Source organism: Shewanella sp. YLB-07 (assembly GCF_009377275.1).
Map to the genome: position 1 here is coordinate 36,851 of NZ_VOQB01000001.1, position 20,954 is coordinate 57,804.

Genomic DNA, 20,954 nt, shown 5'->3' on the forward strand with positions numbered 1-20,954 from the left:
CTCTTTGAACATCGGTAAACAAAAAGCGCCTTACGGCGCTTTTTCGGTGTTTATTCGTCGTCTTTTTCAGGTACGTAACCTTCAATCTCTACGGCTTTACCTTCAAACAAGAAGTTGATCATCTGCTCTTCAAGAAACTTACGGTCGTCAACATTCATCATGTTCAATTTCTTTTCATTGATCAGCATGGTCTGCTTTGATTGCCACAGTGTCCATGCTTCTTTGCTGACATTATCGAAAATACGCTTACCAAGCTCACCTGGGTATAGCTGAAATCCAAGGCCTTCCGATTCTTTTTTCAGATAGACGCAGTTAACGGTGCGAGCCATGATTACTCCTTAATTAATACAGAATTTAAGCTGGCGAGAATACGTTCAGTCGCCGCAGCTAAACCAACTTTTGGGGGATGGGGTAAGTTATACCAGAGTGAAGGCTTATCTTCCATGATCTGGTTATCGCTAAAGCCTTCGGCTGAGACCAGTATAGGGCTGATATCTAGATGGAAATGACTGAAAGTATGTCTAAATCCGGGTAATACTTCCTCTTCGGAAACAGTTAAGCCTTTTGTTATCAAGTAGTCATCAAGTTCTTCTCGTGTAGAAAACTGTGGGAAGCACCATAGTCCTCCCCATATCCCAGCTGGTGGCCTTTTTTCTAAGATGACTTCATCGCCCTTAGCTAGCACCAACATGTAGGCATTTTTTTCCGGTATCACCTTTTTAGGTTTCTTCCCCGGATAGTCTGATTGTCGACCAGTGAGCTGAGCCAGGCAATCGATAGCCACAGGGCAGTCACTACAAACAGGCCTTGAGCGAGAACAGATTGATGCGCCAATATCCATCATAGCTTGATTATATTTTTGAACATCTAAATCCGGGGTCAGTTTTTCAGTCAGATCCCAAAGTTTGTTTTCGACTTGTTTCTTTCCGGGCCAGCCATCGATGGCTCCATGACGTGCTAAGACTCTTTTCACGTTACCATCTAAGATGGCATGGTGCTGTGCAAGAGCTAGGGATAACACGGCGCCTGCAGTAGAGCGACCTATGCCTGGCAGCGACAGGACATCTTCAAAATCTCTGGGAAATTGTGAACCATGCTCATCACGAATGAGTTGAGCCGACTTATGTAAGTTACGTGCTCGCGCATAGTAGCCGAGGCCTGTCCAGTAGTGCAGCACTTCATCTTGAGGCGCATCGGCCAGTGAGTCTATGGTGGGAAAGCGTTCCATAAACTTAAGATAGTAGGGGATTACAGTACTGACTTGGGTCTGCTGTAGCATGATTTCCGACACCCAGACCTTGTAGGGCGTCTTGTCTTGTTGCCATGGAAGGTGTTTACGACCACATTTTTCATACCAAGTAATGATACGGGAAGAAAAAGAGGCGTGACTGGCATTGCTGATGGCGACAGAAGACATAGTGGTCATTGCTTTTTATTAGAGATCAAAATAAGAAAAGAGAAGTTTGAAACATGATTTTTATGCAGGCAGTCTATCTAGCAAGGCGTCTTTTAACAAGTCGAGTTTGCCGAGTATTGGTGATTTGGCCACTCATTTAGCTAAGCTCAAATGGAGTAAATTCACAGCATTTGAGAATCTTGGTATACTTTGCCGAATTATTGTTAATCCGATTAAGAGTAACTAAGGCTTGCACTGACTTACAATCTTTGGATAATGCCTTTCTTTTCTTATTAATCCTGCCAGACAGAGGGCGAAAATGAGCGACGTGACAACCGCGGAATTTAATGAAGAAGGTAAGTACCTTCGCAAAGTAAGAAGCTTTGTATTAAGAGAAGGCCGATTGACTAAAGGTCAGGCTGCCGCGATGGAACAGCAATGGCCATTAATGGGGCTAGATTACTCGCCAGAGCCTCTGGATCTGGTTCAGATATTTGGCCGAGAGGCTGATACCGTACTCGAGATAGGTTTTGGCATGGGCGCCTCTCTTGTTGAGATGGCTAAAGCCTCACCGGAGCTCAATTTCATCGGCATAGAAGTTCATAAACCCGGAGTGGGCGCTTGTTTATCCGATGCAGCACAAGCAGGTGTGACTAATCTACGCGTATTCCATCATGACGCTGTCGAAGTATTAGAAAACAGTATTGTTGCCGGCTCTCTGGCACGAGTGCAGCTTTTCTTCCCCGATCCTTGGCATAAGAAGCGTCATCATAAACGTCGTATCGTACAAACTGAGTTTGCGCAGCTGATCCGTCGCACGTTAAAAATTGGTGGCGTTTTTCATCTGGCAACTGATTGGGAAAACTATAGCGAGCATATGCTCGAGGTTATGGGCGCAGCTGAAGGTTATCAAAACCAATCGACTACAGGTGACGTGGTTCAGCGTCCAGAGCATCGTCCTCTGACTAAGTTTGAAGCCAGAGGTCACAGGTTAGGCCATGGTGTCTGGGATATCATGTTCGAGCGTATTGATTAAATTTGATGAGTATTAATTGAATCGAATCAATACTTGCAAATAAAATTATTTTTTAGGTTATTTAAATAAGGTGAGAATTACCATGGCAACACGCAGTCGTCGTTTACGAAAAAAATTACGTGTAGATGAATTTCAAGAGTTTGGTTTCGATGTTAACTGGACTTTCGATGAGTCTGTATCTGAAGAACAAATTGATACTATCGTGGACCAGTTTATCGAACAGGTGATAGAGCCCCGTCAACTAGGCTTCCACGGCGGTGGTCATAAGCAGTGGGAAGGTATCATAGCCACTCAATCCATTGGTAAGTGCAGCGAAGAAGATCGTACTGCCGTCACTGAGTTCTGGAAGGGACAAACGGCATCAGACGTTGTCGTTAGCGAGCTGTACGATATTTGGTGGAGTTAGTGCCCGAACTTGCACTACTCGAGCAGGTGGTCGATAAAGTTCGGCCCCTGTTAGGCCAAGGTAAAGTGGCTGACTATATTCCTGCTTTGGCAGGAGTTGATCCTAATAAAATTGGCATCGCTGTTACCAGTGTCGATGGTACAACGATAGGTGCCGGAGATTATCTGGAACCTTTTTCTATTCAAAGTATCTCCAAAGTATTTAGCCTGACATTGGCGTTAACTCTCTATGAAGAGCATGAGATCTGGTCTCGCGTCGGTAAAGAACCTTCGGGGCAGTCATTTAACTCCCTGGTTCAGGTTGAATTAGAGCATGGTCTCCCCAGAAATCCATTTATCAATGCAGGCGCTCTTGTCATTGCGGACCTGTTACAAGCGCGATTAGGGGCACCTAAGCACAGGATGCTTGAACTCATTCGTGGCCTGAGTGCTAATCCATCGCTTGTTTCAGATAAAATTGTGGCTGCTTCAGAGTTTGAACACAGCGCCAGAAATGCGGCTATTGCTTACTTGATGAAGTCCTTTGGTAACTTTAACAACGATGTGGATACGGTGCTTCAAAGCTATTTTCACTATTGTTCCATACGAATGAACTGTGCCGACCTGTCAAAAGCCATCTTGTATCTGGCCAACAAGGGCACATGTTTAGATGGTTCTCAATTGCTTTCTCCGGTACAGACCCGGCAGATGAATGCATTATTAGCCACTTCAGGCCTATACGATGGTGCCGGTGAATTTGCCTATCGAGTGGGTATGCCGGGTAAGAGTGGAGTTGGTGGCGGGATCATTGCCGTTATCCCTGGTGATATGGCCGTGTGTGTTTGGTCTCCCGAATTAGATCGCAATGGTAACTCTCTGGCAGGTACCGCCGCGCTCGAAGATTTGTGTCAAAGGCTGGGGCGTTCTATTTTCTAAGGCTAGTTTTCAATTTCTCATCTTGTCCTAAATCCATTTACTATAAATTTAATTTAGTGAATTGACCAACTACTGGTTTGATTCACTAAACTTCTGCTAATACATTTCCTTACTTAAACATTAATTCAATATTTATCAATTGATTAGGTGTTTTGGCACGGCTTGTGCTTTATTGTTTGGTATGAGAGTCATCGCCGATGTTAGAAAATAAATAGCAAAGAGTATTCAGCGATTGTCGAAAGAACATTTAAATTAAGGATAAATTTGATGAGAAAATTAGCGACTTCTATTGGGATCAGCGCGGTCTTATTTGCTAGTGGAACGATTACCTCTGCATCTGCTCACGAAGATCATTCATCGGCTTCATACTCGAGTGATAATCATCAGTGCGAGGTTACACTCAACTATGACATCACAGTAGAACCTAAGCTACTGGCGATAAGTGATGAAGGCAAAGAAGTGTATCGCATCGAGATGGGTAAGCTATATGTTGAAGGCAAGCAGGTGACATTGAATGCCAGACAGCAGCAACTCTTGACCCAGTATTCAGACCAAGTGTCGACTCAGGTTCCGGAAGTTATAGCCCTGGTTCATGACGCGGTGGGTATCGCATCGACTGCGGCGAGTATGGCATTAACCCCACTACTGGGTGATGCCGCGGGTGCTAAACTCGATGAGATGATGGATGGACTAGAGCAGAGAATCGAGAAGGTTGCCTATCAAAATGGCGATAAGTTCTACCTGGGGTCGACTCAATCTTCTTTAGAAGAGACTTTTGGTGAAGAGTTTGAGCAAGAAGTTGAGCAATTAGTCAAAAACTCCATCGGCACCATGATGATCAATTTAGGCAGCGAGATGCTTTCCGGTGACGGCGATTCATTTGAACAGAAAATGGAAGCTTTTGGCCAAAAAATGGAAAATGTTGGCCAAGACATAGAGCTGCAGATGGAAGCTCAAGCACAAGATCTTGAGGTGAGAGCGGATAAGATGTGTGATAACTTCCAAAACTTGATAGCCCTTGAGCAAAAATTAAGAATCGCAGTTCCTGAGTTGGAAAAATACCCACTCATCGATGCGCCTAAAGTGGAATTACTCGAATAGGCAGTTTATTCTGAGCTATGAAGTCATAGCTTGAAACCTTGGACCCTGTTGCACCCTCCCATATTCGCAACCCCCCTGTATTTGACTTGAATACAGGGGTTTTTTCTATGTGTCGCCTCTTCTTATTAATCGTTACTTGCTAGCATTTCAATCGAGTTTAGCCTTGCAGAATAAACATTATCGATTAGGCATTAGAATTAAAGCGCAAATCTTTGGTATACTTATAAAAAATAATAACAAACGGACCCTCAATTATTGAGTGGTTCATATATTTGACTCTACTCCCGTGTACTTCCTCTTAGTAAGTCACTGTTTTAATGGTTTCTTTTTTGTTTCTGTAAATTCAGTTTACTCATCTTTAGTGTAAGTATTATTAGTGTCGTAAACACCCTAAGGCGATTTACATGTTAGAACTATTGGAACCTATCGCAATTTTTACTCATGTTGCCAGAGCTGGCAGCTTTAGTGCCGCGGCAAGAAAGTTGGGGATTTCTAAATCCAAAGTGAGTACTCAAGTAGCCGATCTTGAACATAAATTGGGAGTTCAGTTAATTCAACGCACAACTCGTAGCCTGAGTTTAACTGAAGCTGGACAACTCCTGTACACACAAGGTGAAGAGTTACTTAGGGATGCTGATCAAGCCATTGCTAGTGTTCATAATCTAAATGATGCTACCCGAGGTGTGTTAAAGGTTGGGATATCCCAGTCATTCGGTACCATGCATATTATTCCCGCCTTGCCCGAGTTTATGAATACTCATCCCGAGTTAGAGTTACAAATTAGCTTGTTAGATCATAAAGTTGATGTCGTCAGCGAAGGATTAGATCTCCTTTTGACTATGTCAGAGCAACTGCCCTTAGGTATGGTTGCCAGACCTCTAATGAAGTGTCAGTTTTTGCTTGCCGCCTCTCCATCATATATAGAAAAACATGGTCAACTCGATCGCCCAGAGCAGTTAGTCGATCATAACTGTTTGGTTTATCATGGCGAGTGGCACGAGCATAGTGTTTGGCAGTTTAAGCAGGGTGAAGATTACTGTGAGATAGGTGTCTCGGGTAACTTCAGAGTAGACAATGCACCCGCTTTAAAATCTGCCGCCGTCAGTGGGCTTGGAATTGTTTATCTCGCCAGTTACCTGCTTGAGGATGAAGTTGAGAAGGGGACCTTAGTGCCTCTGCTTCAAGACTGGCAGCTTACTCATCATCTTCCCCTTCAAGCCGTATACCCAAGAAGAAAGCATTTGGCGCCTAAGGTCAGCGCTTTTATCGATTTCATTAAGGGACATATTGGTTCTCCGCCATATTGGGATGCCCCTTACACTGAGTTGTACGCGAAAAGAAAGTGATTTTTGATGTCATAACTTATTCAAAATCTGAATAAGTTTACTGGGTATTCAGGAAACATTGTTCTTAATTTAAAACTATCAGCCAACTACTCTGTGAATGGTTGGCTTTTTTGTTATATATCAAAAGCTTGGCGTATTACCTGGTCGGACATTTCTCTCGGTTAATTTACCCTCCTCTAATGAACGTGTCGTATTCTTCTTGCGGTTTGTTCTCAAATCAATACAATTGGTGACACTTGATACGGGATAATCTGAATCTTATAAGTTTATTAAGAATGACCCCTCTTACTAAACTTATACAGATTAGCGTTACTGCAGTTCCGAATCGATGCTGGCAGAGCTTTAACAACTAAAACAATGCTAGCCTTAAAACCATCATCCTAGTTTTGGTTTACCCCAGCCTAGTTGCTGGGGTACTTTTCAACTAGAAAGAGATTCGTCTCTTTGTACCCTACAAGCTTGCTACTGACTAACTATAAGTTAGGCCAAGCAGTACAGAGTCGACACAATAAAAAAGCCACATTTAATCAATGTGGCTTTTTTATTGTGTGTGAAAAAGTGGACTAGGTTGAAATAGCCCACTCATATAATATTAGCTTTTCTGAGACACCCAAAGATCAATCTGATCTTCGAGTATATCTAATGGCAAGGGCCCATTTTGCAGCACTAAGGTGTGGAATTCACGTATATCAAATTTATCACCCAAGGATTTTTTCGCTTTCTCTCTCAAGGCGAGAATTTTCAGCATGCCCACTTTGTAAGCCGTGGCTTGTGAAGGCATAACGATATGGCGTTCAACCATCTTAACTGCGTCTGATTTAGCATTGGGGGTATTATCGACATAGTAAGCAATAGACTGTTCACGGGTCCACTTCTTAGCGTGTATGCCTGTGTCTACCACTAGGCGACATGAGCGCCATAGTTCCATGGCGAGTCTACCAAAATCAGAGTAAGGGTCTGAATAGAGTCCCATCTCTTTTGGGAAGTACTCACTATACAGGCCCCAACCTTCGATATAGGCCGTGTAGCCACCAAACTTACGGAACTTAGGGACCCCTTCAAGTTCTTGCGCTATGGCTATCTGCATATGGTGACCCGGGGTGCCTTCATGATAAGCGAGGGCTTCCATCTGATACTTAGGCATGGCCTTCATATCGTATAAGTTAGCGTAATAGGTACCTGGTCTGGTTCCATCCGGTGAAGGCTGGTTATAGAAAGCCTTACCGGCAGATTTTTCTCTGAATGCCTCAACACGTTTTACTATCATAGGTGCTTTAGGTTTGACGTTAAACACCTCATCGAGTCGTGAAGACATGGTGTCTATGAGTACAATCGCATCATTTAAGTAAGCTTCACGTCCTTCATCTGTAGGGGGGTAATAGAACTGCTTGTCTTCGCGCATAAATTTAAAGAAGGCTTGCAGGTCACCTTCAAAGCCGACCTGCTTCATGATGTCACGCATCTCGCCATGGATACGGGCAACTTCGGCAATGCCAAGTTCATGGATCTGGTTTGCTGTTATGTCAGTCGTAGTAGTGCGAGCCAGTGCATTGTTGTAATAGGCTTCGCCTTGAGGGAACTTCCACGCACCGTCTCGTGTATCGGCTTTAGTCTCGAGTTCAGTGATATAACTGATCAAGTGAACATACGCTGGCTTAACTTTCGTTAGTAATGCTTGCTTAGCATCGCTTAGCAGCTGGTTCTTGTCATTCTCATCTATGTCTAAGCTGGCTAGCTTACGCTGGAAGTCGGCCCACAGGGCACTATCACTATCTTCACTCGAATCGAAAGGCTGGCCTGTGATAATATTTTTACTGTCTGACAGTACGTGTGGGAAGACAAACTTAGGCGCTATGATGCCTTTTTGCGCTCGAACTTCTAAAGAGTCTTCAAGCTGCTGCAGGTATTTAGGCACGCCATTGAGGCGACTGATATAAGCCTCTGCGTCGGAAATCTCTGTGATCTGATGCTGGTTGATTAAGAAGGACGCGACCATAGAGTGGCCACCATACATCTGATTCACAGGATAATTATGATAGCGCCATTGGTAATCGTTAACCTCTTGTTCGAGTTTTTGCTTTAGCAGTGTGTAGCTGAGATTGGTTTGGCTATCGAGTTTACTCTGATCTAATTTACTCAGTTGCTTAAGGTGTTTCTGTGACCGGGCTAAGTCTTGGGCATCGGTTTCTTCACCGCGATCGTCCCACTTACCATAATCGGTTTTAATGCCTAAATGTGTCTGGGAGATAGGGCTGGCCATTACATTTTCCATGAATATGGCTTCAAAAAGTGCATTGGCTTTTTCTGACTCGCTCTCGGCCTTATAGGCTACTGGCTCGCTAGGGCTAAGTAATGGAACTTGAGTTGTGGCTGCTATTGCGCTGCTGCCAATCAGGCTGGCTAATGTTAAGGCTAGTAAGCTAGTTTTAGTTTTTATAGGCATGAATTAGTCTTATTTTTATGGATTCTTAAAAAGTAACGCTAATCCTAATAAAGCTAATCGTTAATGTTTTGATCTAAGTGTTAGTAAATGTGTCAATTAGGGCTAATTCAAAGAGTTAACCCTTAAAAGTAGAATGTTTTTTAAATTACAGCGATCTAGGCAGCATTCTCAGCAAACCAAGCCTGAGTAAATAAGGCTGCCGTATCAGGCTCTGCTAGCTCAAGCCTGATACAAGAAGTTTGTTACCTTCGAACTGTTTAACAGAACTGGGATAAGAGTTCGTTAACGAACATCTTACCTTTGGCGGTTAATTCCCAGTGAGTCTCGTTTTCAATCAATAAAGTTTTGCTTTTAGCTTTTTCTATTCCTTGAGCGATCACCCGATGAGATAAGCCAGTTCTTTGTTCAAACTCGGCCTTAGGTATTGCGGACATAAGGCGGAATCGGTTCATCAGGTATTCCAGTGGACGTTCATCTTCTGTCACTTCTACTGTGTCGAAGGTGTACTCATCGGCCGCTAGATAGCCCTTAGGGTGTTTTATCTTTACTGTACGTAATATCTGGTTCTGTTCCAGAAGGGTCACCTTGCCGTGAGCACCACAGCCAATGCCTAAGTAATCGCCAAACTGCCAATAGTTGATATTATGTTGGCACTGAAATCCGGGTTTCGCGTATGCCGAAATTTCATACTGCTCGTAACCCAGATCTGCTAACTTTTTCTGCCCTTGCTCATAGATGTGCCACAGGGCTTCATCATCAGGCAATTGCGGGGGCTTAGAGTGAAACAAGGTGTTTTGCTCTATGGTCAGCTGATACCAGGACAGATGAGGCGGAGACAATTTAGCTGCCGTGTCGATATCAGCCATAGCTTCTTCGAAACTTTGATTTGGCAGCCCATGCATCAGATCCAAATTGAAACTGCGATAACCTGAGCTCTGGGCCTTCTGCGCCGCGACTTCAGCCTCATCTTTACCATGTATACGGCCTAATAGATTCAGCTTGTCTGTTGAGAAGCTCTGAACGCCGATAGATAGTCGGGTAACACCGGCTTTAGAATATGCTTCGAAGTCGTCATGCTCTAACGTACCAGGGTTGGCCTCCATGGTTATTTCTATCTGCTCACTGAAAGGGATCATCTCATTGACACCCGTGAGTAGCCTCTCGATTTGAGCCGCGTCGAACAGTGAAGGCGTGCCACCACCGATAAATATCGTGTGTATCTCGCGTCCCTGCACATAGTGAAGATCGTTTTTAAGATCGGCAAGTAAGGCGTCGACATATTCCTGCTGTGGCAGCTCACCATTCTGACCATGGGAGTTGAAATCACAATAGGGGCACTTCTGTACACACCAAGGAATATGAATGTACAGGCTTAATGGCGGCAGAGTTAGCATAGGGTTGTCTCACTATAAGCAGAAGTCATACCTGAGGCACTTCTGTCTAGAACAAGCCAAGGAAGACGAATGTACAGGCTTAATGGCGGCAGAGTTAGCATAGGGTTGTCTCACTATAAGCAGAAGTCATACCTGAGGCACTTCTGTCTAGAACAAGCCAAGGAAGACGAATGTACAGGCTTAATGGTGGCAGAGTTAACATCGGATAGCCTTACTAGATGCAGAAGTAATACCTGAGGCACTTCTGCTTAGATCAAACCTAAGTATATGAATATATAGACTCAAAGGTGGCAGAGTTAGCATTAAATAATCATACCTTTACGCTTCATGGCATCGATCAATAGCTTCATCGCCTTTCCTCTGTGACTGAGGCGATTCTTCTCTTCGCTATCTAGCTCTGCCGCGGAGCAGTTATGCTCATTAGGAATAAAGATAGGATCGTAACCATGACCGTTATCTCCGGCCGCTTCGAAGGCTATTTTTCCTTCCCATGATGCCTGAGCAATAATGGGGGTCGGATCTTTTGCGTGGCGCATATAAACCAAGATGCATTGAAAGCGGGCGGTCCTGCCTTCTAAATTAGTTTTTAGTGCGTCTAAGAGCTTAATGTAATTATCTTTCTCGCCAGCATTCTCTCCGCCGTATCTAGCCGAGTAGATTCCAGGTGCGCCATCGAGAAGATCAACTTCTAAACCCGAGTCATCGGCAATTGCCGCTAGTCCGGTGATTTCGGCTGCATGACGCGCTTTAATGATGGCGTTTTCAACGAACGTTGTTCCGGTTTCAGGGACCTCTTCTACATTGAATTGGCTCTGAGGAAGTACCTCTACATCATATGCTGAGAAAATTTCAGAAAACTCTTTGAGCTTGCCTTTGTTGCCACTGGCGAGAACGAACTTATCCATTAGAGACCTTGATGGGGTTTGGGTAATTGGCGCCATGATAGCTAAGGAGGAGGGGAAACGATAGCAGATATTGAAGCTATTTAAGGAGGGAGTAAGGAACTAAAAGCCGCTGCTTTTAGTTCCTGTGCTTAATGATAAACCTCAAAAGTTACTCGACATAAAACTTTTGTTTAAACTTCAATTGGGTATTGAGTTTCTTGTTATATTTTATGGCGACCTTAAAATTGATCTCTTGATCATCCCGGTAAGGGACTTCGGCGACATAATAAATAGCTTTTCCTTCGCGGATCTCTCTAAATTTTAGGTTTATGCGGGCATCGAGTAGGTTGTTGGCAATACCTGAGATCTCAACAGGCACAGGTGGATTGCCTTCTTGGCTAGTGTCTAACACTGAAATATTGATGATGCCAATGTAGCTACTGCGTTTGATACCATAGGATTTAGCTATGCTGGGGGTTAAAAATGTGCTGCTTAGGGCCACGTAGTGAATATCGTAATTGCCAACTTTTTGTTTCTGCTCTGCTGACACGTTGCCAACGAAGGCAAGGGTAAGTATGAGTACAGATAAAATAGCTCTAAACATGACGCTGCTCCTGCGGTAATGGACTGACTCGTTATGGTTATCATATATTTGAGTATAGGTGTTTAGCCCATGACTCGCTTCGTTCGATTTATCAACTTACAAAATTAACTGGGTGAATATAAAGGTTTAGCAGCAGGGAGTCCTGCTGCATAGATACCGCTAGCAGCATGACCTAGACGTTAGCCCAAAAAGGCACATATTGAGCTAGGAGCATATTGACAAAATTTAGAATGATCATCACCACCAATAAAGAGAGATCTAAGCCACCCATCTGCGGCAGGATACGGCGAATTGGTGACAGAAGTGGCTCGGTTAGTTGGCCCATAACCATTTCGATAGGGTTATGGCCTTGGCTCACCCAGCTTAAGATTGCACGGATAATCAACATCCAGAACAGCAAGACTCCGGCTTGCTTAAATACTGAAACCACAGCTATTAATAAGATTGTTGGTATATTAATCGCGGCGCCAGCGATGAGACTCAATACCACAAATTTTGCGACGACGACCATAAAAGCCAATACTACAGAGGCTGTATCAAAACCACCCATGGAAGGTAAAACACGACGCATAGGGGCAACGATAGGGTGTGTGGCTTTTACGATAAACTGACTAAAAGGGTTGTAGAAGTCGGCTTTAGCGAGTTGAAGCCAGATACGAATAATCACAACCATCAGATACAGATCGAAGACTGTGCTAACTAAGAAACTGAGTGCATTCATGTATTTTCTCTATTTATAGTAAATCAAAATTCTTGGTTAAATATCGGTTTAACGCTGGGCTAATATTGCTCGGCCATCTCTTGTGCCCGAGCCACGCAATCATCCATGGCTTGCTTGACTATGCCCCTTAAATTACCAGCTTCGAGAGCGGCGATAGCTTGCGCCGTAGTGCCTCCTTTTGAGGTCACATTTTCTCTAAGTTGTGCAGTCGTCAGCTCAGGGTTTTGTTTGACCATTTGAGCCGCGCCCAATGCTGCCTGTTGAACGAGTTGCCTTGCTTTGTGTTCATCCATTCCAGAAGCTTTCGCATTGTCGATCATCGCTTCCATGAAGAGGAAGAAATAAGCGGGTGAACTGCCGGATAATGCGATGACTTGGTCGAGTTCGGACTCACTATCAACCCAAACGACTTCACCGCCACTCAACATCAATTGTTCACAGAGCGCTTTCTGTTCAGATGAGATCTCATCTCCTGCGTATAAGCCCGTCATGCCGACACCAATTTGAGTCGGTGTATTAGGCATAGTACGAATAAGCTTTATCTCTTGTCCAAAATAATCGCCATAACGCTTGGCCGGAATGCCGGCTGCAATGGTTATGATGAGTTTATTTGTTAGGTCTAAAGTGCTTAATTGCTCGCAAACCCCTTGCATGAAATGGGGTTTTACACTGAGCACGATAACATCAGCTTGTTTCGCTGCGGCTAAATTATCATGCGATGTGGCGATATTCAGTGCTTTTTGTAACCCTGTTAATTTAGCTGCACTGGGGTTGGTTGCATGAATTAAGGAGGCCGGGTAGCCGTTGTTGACGAGCCCAGTCGTGATACTGCGAGTCATGTTTCCCGCACCTATAAAGCACAATTTTTTTTCGGCCATGATACTTCTCTATAGTTCTCTATACTTCAGCCTTTTTCGTTGAGGCCGTTATTTCAGGTGACAAAAACATTGCCATAAGTTCGTTTAAACTAATATTTGGGCTTGATAGGGTTAAAACAAGGCTAATATCTAGCGCTTTTCTCTTTCGCCGAAAATTGCACTACCAATTCTAACCATGGTTGAGCCTTGTTCAATTGCCTGTTCTAAATCATTACTCATTCCCATGGAAAGCGTGTCCACTTGAGGATAAAGTGATTTGAGTTCTAGATATAAAGCTTGTAGCTGCTGAAACTCATCTCTTTGTAACTTTTTATTCAATGTCGCAGTGGGGATGGCCATCAGACCCCGGAGGGTTAAATTCGGCATCTGATCGATTCTATTTGCCAAGGATTTAAGCGCTTCTGGTGTCGTTCCTGATTTACTGGTTTCGCCACTGATATTGATTTGGATGCAGATGTTCAGGGGAGACATCTCTTTCGGACGCTGCTCGTTGAGTCTGGATGCTATCTTTTCCCGGGAGACTGTGTGCATCCAATCGAAGTGACAGGCTATGATTCTAGTCTTATTCGATTGTAAGGGGCCGATGAAGTGCCATTCGATTTCGGGACAGCTCTGTTTCAGCGCATTAACTTTAGATTCGCCTTCCTGAACATAGTTTTCACCAAATCGTCTTTGGCCGGCAGCATAGGCGGCTACAATATCTGAATTGGGCTTAGTTTTACTGACGGCGAGTAATTGAATTTCATCGACATTTCGTGATGAAATTTGTGCCGCTTGTTCGATTCGATGCTGGGCGTTAGCCAGTCTGTCTGCTATTGTTGTCATGATGTAAGTTTTTTGATTGAATGGATATCCCATACTATGGAAATCACAGAGTTACTTGCCTTTAGTGTAAAGCACAAAGCGTCCGATCTACACCTTTCTGCTGGCGTTTCGCCTATGATACGTGTAGATGGCGAAGTCAGAAAGATCAATTTACCCGCTTTAGATCATCAAGGGGTGCATGGACTCGTCTATGACATCATGAATGATAAGCAACGTAAAGATTATGAAGAACATTTAGAGATAGATTTTTCGTTCGAGGTACCGAACTTAGCACGTTTTCGTGTCAATGCCTTCAACCAGGCGCGAGGAGCCGCTGCGGTATTTCGTACTATTCCCAGCGATATTCTGAGTCTGGAGCAGCTTGGCGCACCGGAGATCTTCAAGAAAATTTCCAGCTTCCCACGTGGCTTAGTCTTGGTTACCGGTCCAACAGGCTCGGGAAAGAGTACCACTCTGGCTGCCATGGTTGATTATATTAATGAAAGCCGCCACGAACACATTCTCACCATCGAAGACCCAATCGAATTTGTACATCAGAGTAAGCAATGTCTGATCAACCAGCGTGAGGTGCATCGTCATACTCATAGCTTCAACGCGGCCTTACGAAGCGCACTGCGTGAAGATCCCGATGTGATCTTAGTCGGTGAGATGCGAGATCTTGAAACCATCAGGCTGGCGATGACGGCGGCTGAGACCGGTCACCTGGTATTCGGTACTCTACATACCACCTCTGCGGCAAAAACCATTGACCGTGTGGTCGATGTTTTCCCCGAAGGTGAGAAGGGCATGGTTAGGACCATGCTATCAGAGTCGCTACAGGCAGTAATATCACAGACCTTGATCAAGAAAATCGGTGGAGGACGTGTGGCGGCCCATGAGATCATGATGGGGACTCCAGCGATCAGAAACCTTATTCGTGAGGATAAAGTGGCACAGATGTATTCTGCGATTCAGACAGGTATGTCACATGGTATGCAGACATTAGATCAGTGTCTGCAGAATTTGGTCAACCGCGGTCAGATCAGTCGTGAAGATGCTCAGCACAAGAGTGCTAATAAGCAGACACAATTCTAAAGGTTAATTGTTAAGGTTTTATTATGGATGTTCGTCCTTTCTTAAAAACTATGATAGATCGCAAGGCTTCGGATCTATTCATCACTGCGGGTTTCCCCCCGAGTGCCAAAATCGATGGTGAGCTAACACCATTGAGCGAAACTTCATTCTCACCGGCTCAATCACTGGATTTTGTCGAGTCTTTGATGAGTGATGAGCAGAAGAAAGAGTTTCATCAGACTCGTGAGTGTAATTTCGCATTTGCCTTGCAGGATTTAGGGCGTTTTCGTGTCAGTGCTTTTTGGCAGAGGGAAGCATCGGGTTGTGTTATGCGCCGCATCGAGACTCAAATCCCCGATGTCGATGATCTGAAACTCCCCGTGATCCTCAAAGATCTGGTGATGAGCAAACGTGGACTCATCATCATGGTGGGTGGAACTGGCACAGGTAAGTCAACATCCTTGGCTGCTTTGGTGGGTTACCGTAATGCTAACTCTCGCGGCCATATTCTGACTATCGAAGACCCGGTTGAATTTGTTCATGAGCATCGCAATTGTATCATCACCCAGCGAGAAGTCGGGATAGATACCGAGTCATTCGATGCCGCGCTTAAAAGCTCATTGCGCCAGGCGCCAGATGTGATCTTAATCGGTGAAATTCGAACTCAAGAGACCATGGAATTCGCCCTGGCGTTTGCCGAAACCGGGCACCTATGTATGGCGACCTTGCATGCAAACAATGCTAACCAGGCATTGGACCGTATCATGAACTTAGTGCCGGAGAGTAAGCATCAGCAGCTATTATTCGATCTCTCGTTGAACTTAAGGGGAATTGTAGCTCAACAGTTGGTGCCGACTATGGATGGTAAGGGACGACGTGCGGCCATCGAGATTTTGATTAATACACCCCGTATCAGTAGCTTGATAGCTAAAAATGAACTGCATTCACTCAAGGAGACTATGGCGAAGTCTAATGAGCAGGGAATGCAGACCTTCGATCAGGCCTTGCTGACTCTCTATACCGCGGGAGAGATTAGTTATGCCGATGCCTTACATCATGCAGATTCGCCTAATGATTTAAGGCTGATGATTAAGCTGCAAAGTTCAGAACAAGGGGGTTCTGGCTTTATGGAAGGGGTGACACTAGATTTAGACTAGTGACTCATTATTCGATAAGTCATCTAGTCGATAATTCACCAACTAAAAATCAAACAAGGTCAGAGGGGATTCTCTGGCTTTTTACTTTTATTTAATATGAGTTAGCGAAATTAGGATTCTCTGATTAAACTTGGAGAATAGTTTTCATGTCAACGACATAGGAGTGTCATGGCTGTGTTTAAACGATTAGCAATAGGGTGTTTATGTATCTGGGTTTCATTTTCGGCTAATGCGGTTCAAGTGACCGATGAGTTGGATCTGGGGGGAGCCGTACGGGTCAACTATGGCTGGAAAGATTACGCCAATGATTCTAAGCTGGAGTTCGAGCTGTTTCGTGTGGATGTCAACTATAAGGATGATGGCCTGTTTGCTTCGGCTCAGTATCGTTGGTATCAAGATATGGACGTCATTCATCACGCTTATGCGGGATACAGCTTCAATGAGGAGCAGAGTGTTCAGATTGGGGTGACTCAGGTTCCCTTTGGCTTGCTTCCCTATGGTGCCCACTCATTTTGGTTTAGTGCCAACTATTATCTCGGTTTTGAAGATGACTATGACGCAGGCATACACTGGAAATATGACGATAAAAATTGGCGTTTCGATCTTGCCTACTTCTTCAATGATGAATACGGTGATGGCGCCAGATATGACAGGTACTCCTTCGATGTAGCTATCACAGATGAGTCACCCTATGAAGAGTCGGGTCAGCTTAATGCACGCATAGAGCGAGACATAACCACAGAGAATACCAAACACAAGATTGGCGCTTCTTTACAATATTCCCAGTTAGATTATCTGCCGACAACAAATAATCAGGTAGCGGGTAAAGATACCGATGGATATGCCGCATCCTTTCACTGGCAAGTCGATTGGGCTAAGTGGCAAGGGCAGTTTCAGTACATGTATTATGAGTACGATATGCCTGATAGCAATCGTATCGCCTTATCGGCCTTCGCTTTTCCTTTTGAAATAGCCTCATCGGCCGATGTGCTTACCTTGAACGTATCACGTAGCATAGATGTGGATTGGGGACCTATTACCAATCTCAATTGTTACAACGATTTCAGTCAGGTGTTCGCATCGGGTGAAGGTTTAGAGGACTCTATGCAGAATGTCACAGGTTGTGCCATCACAGCAGGTAAGTTTTACTCTTATGTCGATTGGATTGCCGGTAACAATATGTGGTTTATCAATGGACCTGGAGTCGGTATCTCGGAAGGGCCGACCGAATGGAGTTCACGTTTGAATATCAATATCGGGCTTTATTTCTAAATGTCTAATATCTAGGCTTTGAATCGTAGCTTTGAAAAAATGGCCAGTGAAGATGATTTTTACTGGCCGTTTTTATTGCCATTTTATAGCTTTAATAAGAGATGTAAGCACTAGTCGTACATATTTTCGAAGTAACTTTCTATTATCAACACCGCCGACATGGCATCGACCTGTCCCTTAGTCAGTGCTTTAAAACCACCGAATTCAAACAGTCTGGCCTTGGCATCAGCAGTTGTCAGGCGTTCATCTTGCGTCGCAATCTTTACGCCGAATCTGCCGTTGATGCGATTAGCAAACTTCTTCGCTCTCAGGGTTATCTCTTGTTCAGTGCCATCCATATTTAAAGGTAGGCCCACGACCACTACATCTGGCTGCCATTCTTCGATAAGCATGCCAATCTCTTCCCACTTAGGAATGCCATCGACAGCTTTTATTGAACCGATTGGATTAGCTGTGCCTGTGAGTGATTGACCTATGGCGATGCCAATGCTTTTAGTGCCGTAATCAAAGCCTAATACCGTTATTGAACTCATGAAATACTTGTTCTCTTAAATGAAAAAATGTTGAGAGAGGGATTATGCATGTCCAGATTGATTAGACAGTTGCCATATATCGAAGCCTAAAGATTCCGTCGCTTTTTGCCAACGTTCCTCATGCTTAACATCGAAGAGTAATGCCGTACTTGCAGGAATTGATAGCCAGGTATTATCTGCCAGTTCTTGCTCCAGTTGATCTCGGCTCCAACCTGCATAACCTAAGGCGACGATAAACTGCTTTGGGGCGTCTTTACTGCCTAAGGCCGATAACACATCTCTTGAGGTTGTTAGCATTAACTCGTCTGTCAGTGATTGGCTATTGTTCCAAAAATCTTGAGGTGTGTGTAAGACAAAGCCTCTTTCGGGATTCACAGGGCCGCCGATAAGGACTCGGGCGCCAAGGGAGGAAACGAGTTCAGGCTCCTCATCGAGTTCCATCTGCTGCAATAGCTCATCGACTTCTATGCCTAAGGGTCTGTTGATCATGATCCCCATAGCGCCCTTCTCATCATGCTCACAAAGATAGATCACCGAACGCTCGAAAAAAGTGTCTTTGAGTGAGGGCATCGCGATTAAGAAGTGGTTTTGTAAACTTTCCATTAATAGGCTCCACGGAAAAGGGAATAGAGACTGGCAACTAGCCTTGATAATCTGGACTATATAGCCTGCTAACCGCCGGCTAGCTTTACTGTATATTTGAGTTTTTCCAGCAAAGTCTTGAGTTGCTCTCTATTGTCAGTTTGCACTTCAATATTGAACTCTTTTACCGTTCCACCACAGCCGCACTGTTTCTTTAATTTCTGGGACAGGGCTTTTAGCTCTTTCTCATTCAAGCCTAGGCCCTTGATGACAGAAACACCTTTGCCTTTACGCCCTTTACTGTCTTTATGGATACGCACGATACCATCTCCAGTTGGGATGTCTTTGAGCTCTACTTCGGGAGATATACGGCCTACATCTGTGCTGTAGACCAAGGATACGTTTGGATCTTTTCTCATGGGCGACTACTAAATAACTTGTGATAATTAGAGTTTAACAAACTGAATAATTTTATGGGAGCTTTATGCTTTATTAAGTCTGAGAGAAAGTTGCACTGAGCAAGAGAGAATTAGGAGATAGTTGAAACTAAGCAGGCTAGCAAACTCTAGCCTCGCTCATTTTCGACATTTTTGAGGAGGATACAGACTTTTATGAAACCAGTTATGCAGCCAGTACGACCCCAATGATGAGTGATATAGCTGTGAGGCACGCACAAGGAATAATAAACTTATGAAACTTTGAATGAGCAATGGCGCAAGAGGTTAAAACGAAGCCTATTGCCGCCGTTCCATAGCTGCCGTTATGTCCGTCTAATAATGTAAAGAGTATCCAGGCCAATACGATAACAGGTAAGATAAATAGACTGATATGTCCCTGGCTCTTTCTGGCTGAAACTTTCTCAGATTGCACCGACGCTTGTTCGGGAGCAAAAAGAAAGATAGCACTCGCGATCAAGAAGGCACCGATAAACCAAAACATAAGAGACTCCATTACTCAGGATTCAAAATTTCACACTAGAAATTAATTGATAATCATTATCATTAAGGTTCTATCTTAAGTCAAGCTGAACGATATACTAATTAGACTAAATTTGAGTTGTAGATCATGAAATTGCTATGTAAGCTGAAATTATAAAATGAATTTTACATGATGCATATCTGATGGAGTCAAAATGAAGAAGGTTATAGTTGGTTTGGTTGCACTGGCACTGAGTGCCTGTAGCACCCTAAAAACGAGTTCGGATTATGATCCTGCAGCAAATTTTGACGATGTAAAGACCTATGCCTGGATCGTTAAAAAGACGAAAGACACGACATATCACCTGGATGGTTTGATGGACCAGCGTATTCGTGCTGCAGTAGACAGCCAGCTAGCGGCGAAAGGCATAACCCTTACCGATGCAGCGACAGCCGATGTGTTAGTTAATTACCTGACTAAAGTTGATAAAAAAATCAACGTAGATACCTTCAACACTAATTATGGTTATAACCCATATTATGGCTCTAGATGGGGATATAGCGGTAGCATGAATACTCAGACTACGGTTCGTGAGTATGAAGTCGGTACCTTGATTTTAGATATGGTGAATCGTGAAAGCGGAAAGCTTATTTGGCGTGGCTCTGTTGCCGATACCATACGTGATCAGAGTACTCCTGAGGAGCGTGTTGAAGTGGTTAATCATGCTATCTCTGAGATGTTAGTAAATTATCCACCTAAGCCTGAAGCTAACTAGTATTCTTGGTGTGGTCTGTTTTATATATTAACTCGTTCTAATTGTGGAACAGGATGGAAGGCGCTCCAGCAGGAGCGCTTTTTTTTTAGCCAAATTCATCACCAATCTTGTGGTTTGTTAAATGTGTTTCTTACTAGACTAAAGTCCAACTTATCAATTTGTAATAGACTGCTATTCTCTGACTACATATCTGGCAGATACCAAGTGAGTGGTACAAGTGGATCAGTTTTTACAGCAATGGTTTGATGAATACGCTAAGGGACAAGGTGTTGAAATTGAGTCTCTTTGCCAACAGACTCGGTCTGAATGGCTTACTCTGTTACAAAGGGTCAAATCGGGTGACCTCGAAGATTGGAAGCGCTCTCCACCTGGGCGAATGTCACTCATCTTACTCATGGGACCTGTAGCGCACCTTTTAAATGATAAAGATGCAATTGACCTGCATCCAGAGGCTCGAGCTCTATGCATTGAAGGAGTCGAATTAGGCCTGGATACTCAGCTGGAGCCTGTTCAGCGTCGCTGCTTCTACGACCCGCTATTTTACTCCGGCAATAGCCAAGACCGTCAACTCTTGTTGTGCCTCCTCGAAGGGATGCAATCTCAAGTCGAATCGATTCATAGGCCCGCTTGGGTGAATTGGTATGAGCATGCTTCTGCTAGTCGGTCAGCAAGTTCTATTACTTTAGACTAGATTTCATCATCTTTCTTAAGTGCTG

General features: G+C 44.1%; 23 protein-coding genes. 10 read left to right on the forward strand and 13 right to left on the reverse strand.

Annotated features, from left to right (window positions below):
* Window positions 1-50: 50 nt before the first annotated feature.
* A complete protein-coding gene (locus tag FS373_RS00170; RefSeq protein WP_144047654.1) occupies window positions 51-329 on the reverse strand; it encodes an oxidative damage protection protein in 279 nt (92 codons plus the stop codon).
* Between the two features lie 2 nt (window positions 330-331).
* On the reverse strand, window positions 332-1,417 hold the full coding sequence (gene mutY, locus FS373_RS00175) for an A/G-specific adenine glycosylase (RefSeq protein ID WP_144047653.1): 1,086 nt from the start codon (window positions 1,415-1,417) through the stop codon (window positions 332-334).
* Window positions 1,418-1,715: 298 nt separating this feature from the next.
* Between mutY and trmB the strand changes: the two genes are divergently transcribed.
* From trmB to FS373_RS00200, 5 genes are all read left to right on the forward strand, one after another.
* Complete coding sequence (gene trmB, locus FS373_RS00180; RefSeq protein WP_144047652.1) at window positions 1,716-2,432, forward strand: tRNA (guanosine(46)-N7)-methyltransferase TrmB; 717 nt, start codon at window positions 1,716-1,718, stop codon at window positions 2,430-2,432.
* Between the two features lie 82 nt (window positions 2,433-2,514).
* The gene (locus tag FS373_RS00185; RefSeq protein WP_144047651.1) at window positions 2,515-2,838 is read left to right on the forward strand and encodes a YggL family protein; all 324 of its coding nucleotides are present in this window, start codon (window positions 2,515-2,517) and stop codon (window positions 2,836-2,838) included.
* Window positions 2,838-3,752, forward strand: a complete 915-nt coding sequence (gene glsB, locus FS373_RS00190) for a glutaminase B (protein ID WP_144047650.1) — start codon at window positions 2,838-2,840, stop codon at window positions 3,750-3,752. Before FS373_RS00185 ends, glsB begins: the two co-directional genes overlap by 1 nt.
* 267 nt (window positions 3,753-4,019) lie before the next feature.
* On the forward strand, window positions 4,020-4,853 hold the full coding sequence (locus tag FS373_RS00195; protein ID WP_144047649.1) for a YggN family protein: 834 nt from the start codon (window positions 4,020-4,022) through the stop codon (window positions 4,851-4,853).
* Between the two features lie 404 nt (window positions 4,854-5,257).
* Window positions 5,258-6,199, forward strand: coding sequence for a LysR family transcriptional regulator (locus FS373_RS00200; protein ID WP_144047648.1), 942 nt, complete (start codon window positions 5,258-5,260; stop codon window positions 6,197-6,199).
* A gap of 592 nt (window positions 6,200-6,791) precedes the next feature.
* On the opposite strand, the gene FS373_RS00205 is transcribed toward FS373_RS00200, so the two are convergent.
* The 7 genes from FS373_RS00205 to FS373_RS00235 all read right to left on the reverse strand — a co-directional run bounded on the left by FS373_RS00205 (window position 6,792) and on the right by FS373_RS00235 (window position 13,948).
* Entirely contained in the window at window positions 6,792-8,642 is a 1,851-nt protein-coding gene (locus tag FS373_RS00205) for a DUF885 domain-containing protein (RefSeq protein ID WP_152828828.1), read from the reverse strand.
* 257 nt (window positions 8,643-8,899) lie between these two features.
* Window positions 8,900-10,036, reverse strand: a complete 1,137-nt coding sequence (hemW, locus tag FS373_RS00210) for a radical SAM family heme chaperone HemW (RefSeq protein WP_144047646.1) — start codon at window positions 10,034-10,036, stop codon at window positions 8,900-8,902.
* Between the two features lie 302 nt (window positions 10,037-10,338).
* On the reverse strand, window positions 10,339-10,941 hold the full coding sequence (rdgB, locus tag FS373_RS00215; protein ID WP_152828829.1) for an RdgB/HAM1 family non-canonical purine NTP pyrophosphatase: 603 nt from the start codon (window positions 10,939-10,941) through the stop codon (window positions 10,339-10,341).
* A gap of 148 nt (window positions 10,942-11,089) precedes the next feature.
* Complete coding sequence (locus FS373_RS00220; RefSeq protein WP_144047644.1) at window positions 11,090-11,524, reverse strand: DUF4426 domain-containing protein; 435 nt, start codon at window positions 11,522-11,524, stop codon at window positions 11,090-11,092.
* Between the two features lie 172 nt (window positions 11,525-11,696).
* Window positions 11,697-12,245 (reverse strand): YggT family protein, encoded by a 549-nt coding sequence (locus FS373_RS00225; protein ID WP_144047643.1) that lies wholly within the window; start codon window positions 12,243-12,245, stop codon window positions 11,697-11,699.
* A gap of 59 nt (window positions 12,246-12,304) precedes the next feature.
* A complete protein-coding gene (proC, locus tag FS373_RS00230) occupies window positions 12,305-13,123 on the reverse strand; it encodes a pyrroline-5-carboxylate reductase (RefSeq protein ID WP_144047642.1) in 819 nt (272 codons plus the stop codon).
* Between the two features lie 129 nt (window positions 13,124-13,252).
* A complete protein-coding gene (locus FS373_RS00235; protein WP_144047641.1) occupies window positions 13,253-13,948 on the reverse strand; it encodes a YggS family pyridoxal phosphate-dependent enzyme in 696 nt (231 codons plus the stop codon).
* Window positions 13,949-13,984: 36 nt separating this feature from the next.
* Here FS373_RS00235 and FS373_RS00240 point away from each other — a divergent pair, with 36 nt between their 5' ends.
* From FS373_RS00240 to FS373_RS00250, 3 genes are all read left to right on the forward strand, one after another.
* Window positions 13,985-15,022 carry a type IV pilus twitching motility protein PilT gene (locus FS373_RS00240; protein WP_144047640.1) on the forward strand — a complete coding sequence of 346 codons (1,038 nt, stop codon included), beginning with the start codon at window positions 13,985-13,987 and terminating at the stop codon, window positions 15,020-15,022.
* 23 nt (window positions 15,023-15,045) lie between these two features.
* On the forward strand, window positions 15,046-16,158 hold the full coding sequence (locus FS373_RS00245; RefSeq protein WP_152828830.1) for a PilT/PilU family type 4a pilus ATPase: 1,113 nt from the start codon (window positions 15,046-15,048) through the stop codon (window positions 16,156-16,158).
* Between the two features lie 168 nt (window positions 16,159-16,326).
* Window positions 16,327-17,430, forward strand: coding sequence for a porin (locus FS373_RS00250; protein ID WP_144047639.1), 1,104 nt, complete (start codon window positions 16,327-16,329; stop codon window positions 17,428-17,430).
* A 110-nt stretch (window positions 17,431-17,540) separates the two neighbouring features.
* On the opposite strand, the gene ruvX is transcribed toward FS373_RS00250, so the two are convergent.
* The 4 genes from ruvX to FS373_RS00270 form a co-directional block, all read right to left on the reverse strand.
* Window positions 17,541-17,963: a Holliday junction resolvase RuvX gene (gene ruvX, locus FS373_RS00255; protein ID WP_144047638.1), complete on the reverse strand. Its 423-nt coding sequence runs from the start codon at window positions 17,961-17,963 to the stop codon at window positions 17,541-17,543.
* A gap of 42 nt (window positions 17,964-18,005) precedes the next feature.
* On the reverse strand, window positions 18,006-18,566 hold the full coding sequence (locus FS373_RS00260) for a YqgE/AlgH family protein (protein WP_144047637.1): 561 nt from the start codon (window positions 18,564-18,566) through the stop codon (window positions 18,006-18,008).
* A 68-nt stretch (window positions 18,567-18,634) separates the two neighbouring features.
* On the reverse strand, window positions 18,635-18,964 hold the full coding sequence (yciH, locus tag FS373_RS00265) for a stress response translation initiation inhibitor YciH (RefSeq protein WP_144047636.1): 330 nt from the start codon (window positions 18,962-18,964) through the stop codon (window positions 18,635-18,637).
* A 202-nt stretch (window positions 18,965-19,166) separates the two neighbouring features.
* Window positions 19,167-19,484, reverse strand: coding sequence for a hypothetical protein (locus FS373_RS00270; RefSeq protein WP_144047635.1), 318 nt, complete (start codon window positions 19,482-19,484; stop codon window positions 19,167-19,169).
* Between the two features lie 193 nt (window positions 19,485-19,677).
* On the opposite strand from FS373_RS00270, the gene FS373_RS00275 reads away from it, so the two are divergent.
* Together FS373_RS00275 and FS373_RS00280 are read left to right on the forward strand one after the other, a co-directional pair.
* The gene (locus FS373_RS00275) at window positions 19,678-20,238 is read left to right on the forward strand and encodes a DUF4136 domain-containing protein (protein ID WP_144047634.1); all 561 of its coding nucleotides are present in this window, start codon (window positions 19,678-19,680) and stop codon (window positions 20,236-20,238) included.
* A 217-nt stretch (window positions 20,239-20,455) separates the two neighbouring features.
* Window positions 20,456-20,929: a DUF924 family protein gene (locus tag FS373_RS00280; RefSeq protein ID WP_144047633.1), complete on the forward strand. Its 474-nt coding sequence runs from the start codon at window positions 20,456-20,458 to the stop codon at window positions 20,927-20,929.
* Window positions 20,930-20,954: the final 25 nt, after the last annotated feature.

What these genes read in the sequence shown, in the direction of transcription:
- FS373_RS00170 (WP_144047654.1), bottom strand. Translation starts at nt 329, where the DNA reads ATGGCTCGCACCGTTAACTGCGTCTATCTGAAAAAAGAATCGGAAGGC.
- mutY (WP_144047653.1), bottom strand. Translation starts at nt 1,417, where the DNA reads ATGTCTTCTGTCGCCATCAGCAATGCCAGTCACGCCTCTTTTTCTTCC.
- trmB (WP_144047652.1), top strand. Translation starts at nt 1,716, where the DNA reads ATGAGCGACGTGACAACCGCGGAATTTAATGAAGAAGGTAAGTACCTT.
- FS373_RS00185 (WP_144047651.1), top strand. Translation starts at nt 2,515, where the DNA reads ATGGCAACACGCAGTCGTCGTTTACGAAAAAAATTACGTGTAGATGAA.
- FS373_RS00195 (WP_144047649.1), top strand. Translation starts at nt 4,020, where the DNA reads ATGAGAAAATTAGCGACTTCTATTGGGATCAGCGCGGTCTTATTTGCT.
- FS373_RS00200 (WP_144047648.1), top strand. Translation starts at nt 5,258, where the DNA reads ATGTTAGAACTATTGGAACCTATCGCAATTTTTACTCATGTTGCCAGA.
- FS373_RS00205 (WP_152828828.1), bottom strand. Translation starts at nt 8,642, where the DNA reads ATGCCTATAAAAACTAAAACTAGCTTACTAGCCTTAACATTAGCCAGC.
- hemW (WP_144047646.1), bottom strand. Translation starts at nt 10,036, where the DNA reads ATGCTAACTCTGCCGCCATTAAGCCTGTACATTCATATTCCTTGGTGT.
- rdgB (WP_152828829.1), bottom strand. Translation starts at nt 10,941, where the DNA reads ATGGATAAGTTCGTTCTCGCCAGTGGCAACAAAGGCAAGCTCAAAGAG.
- FS373_RS00220 (WP_144047644.1), bottom strand. Translation starts at nt 11,524, where the DNA reads ATGTTTAGAGCTATTTTATCTGTACTCATACTTACCCTTGCCTTCGTT.
- FS373_RS00225 (WP_144047643.1), bottom strand. Translation starts at nt 12,245, where the DNA reads ATGAATGCACTCAGTTTCTTAGTTAGCACAGTCTTCGATCTGTATCTG.
- proC (WP_144047642.1), bottom strand. Translation starts at nt 13,123, where the DNA reads ATGGCCGAAAAAAAATTGTGCTTTATAGGTGCGGGAAACATGACTCGC.
- FS373_RS00235 (WP_144047641.1), bottom strand. Translation starts at nt 13,948, where the DNA reads ATGACAACAATAGCAGACAGACTGGCTAACGCCCAGCATCGAATCGAA.
- FS373_RS00240 (WP_144047640.1), top strand. Translation starts at nt 13,985, where the DNA reads ATGGAAATCACAGAGTTACTTGCCTTTAGTGTAAAGCACAAAGCGTCC.
- FS373_RS00245 (WP_152828830.1), top strand. Translation starts at nt 15,046, where the DNA reads ATGGATGTTCGTCCTTTCTTAAAAACTATGATAGATCGCAAGGCTTCG.
- FS373_RS00250 (WP_144047639.1), top strand. Translation starts at nt 16,327, where the DNA reads ATGGCTGTGTTTAAACGATTAGCAATAGGGTGTTTATGTATCTGGGTT.
- ruvX (WP_144047638.1), bottom strand. Translation starts at nt 17,963, where the DNA reads ATGAGTTCAATAACGGTATTAGGCTTTGATTACGGCACTAAAAGCATT.
- FS373_RS00260 (WP_144047637.1), bottom strand. Translation starts at nt 18,566, where the DNA reads ATGGAAAGTTTACAAAACCACTTCTTAATCGCGATGCCCTCACTCAAA.
- yciH (WP_144047636.1), bottom strand. Translation starts at nt 18,964, where the DNA reads ATGAGAAAAGATCCAAACGTATCCTTGGTCTACAGCACAGATGTAGGC.
- FS373_RS00270 (WP_144047635.1), bottom strand. Translation starts at nt 19,484, where the DNA reads ATGTTTTGGTTTATCGGTGCCTTCTTGATCGCGAGTGCTATCTTTCTT.
- FS373_RS00275 (WP_144047634.1), top strand. Translation starts at nt 19,678, where the DNA reads ATGAAGAAGGTTATAGTTGGTTTGGTTGCACTGGCACTGAGTGCCTGT.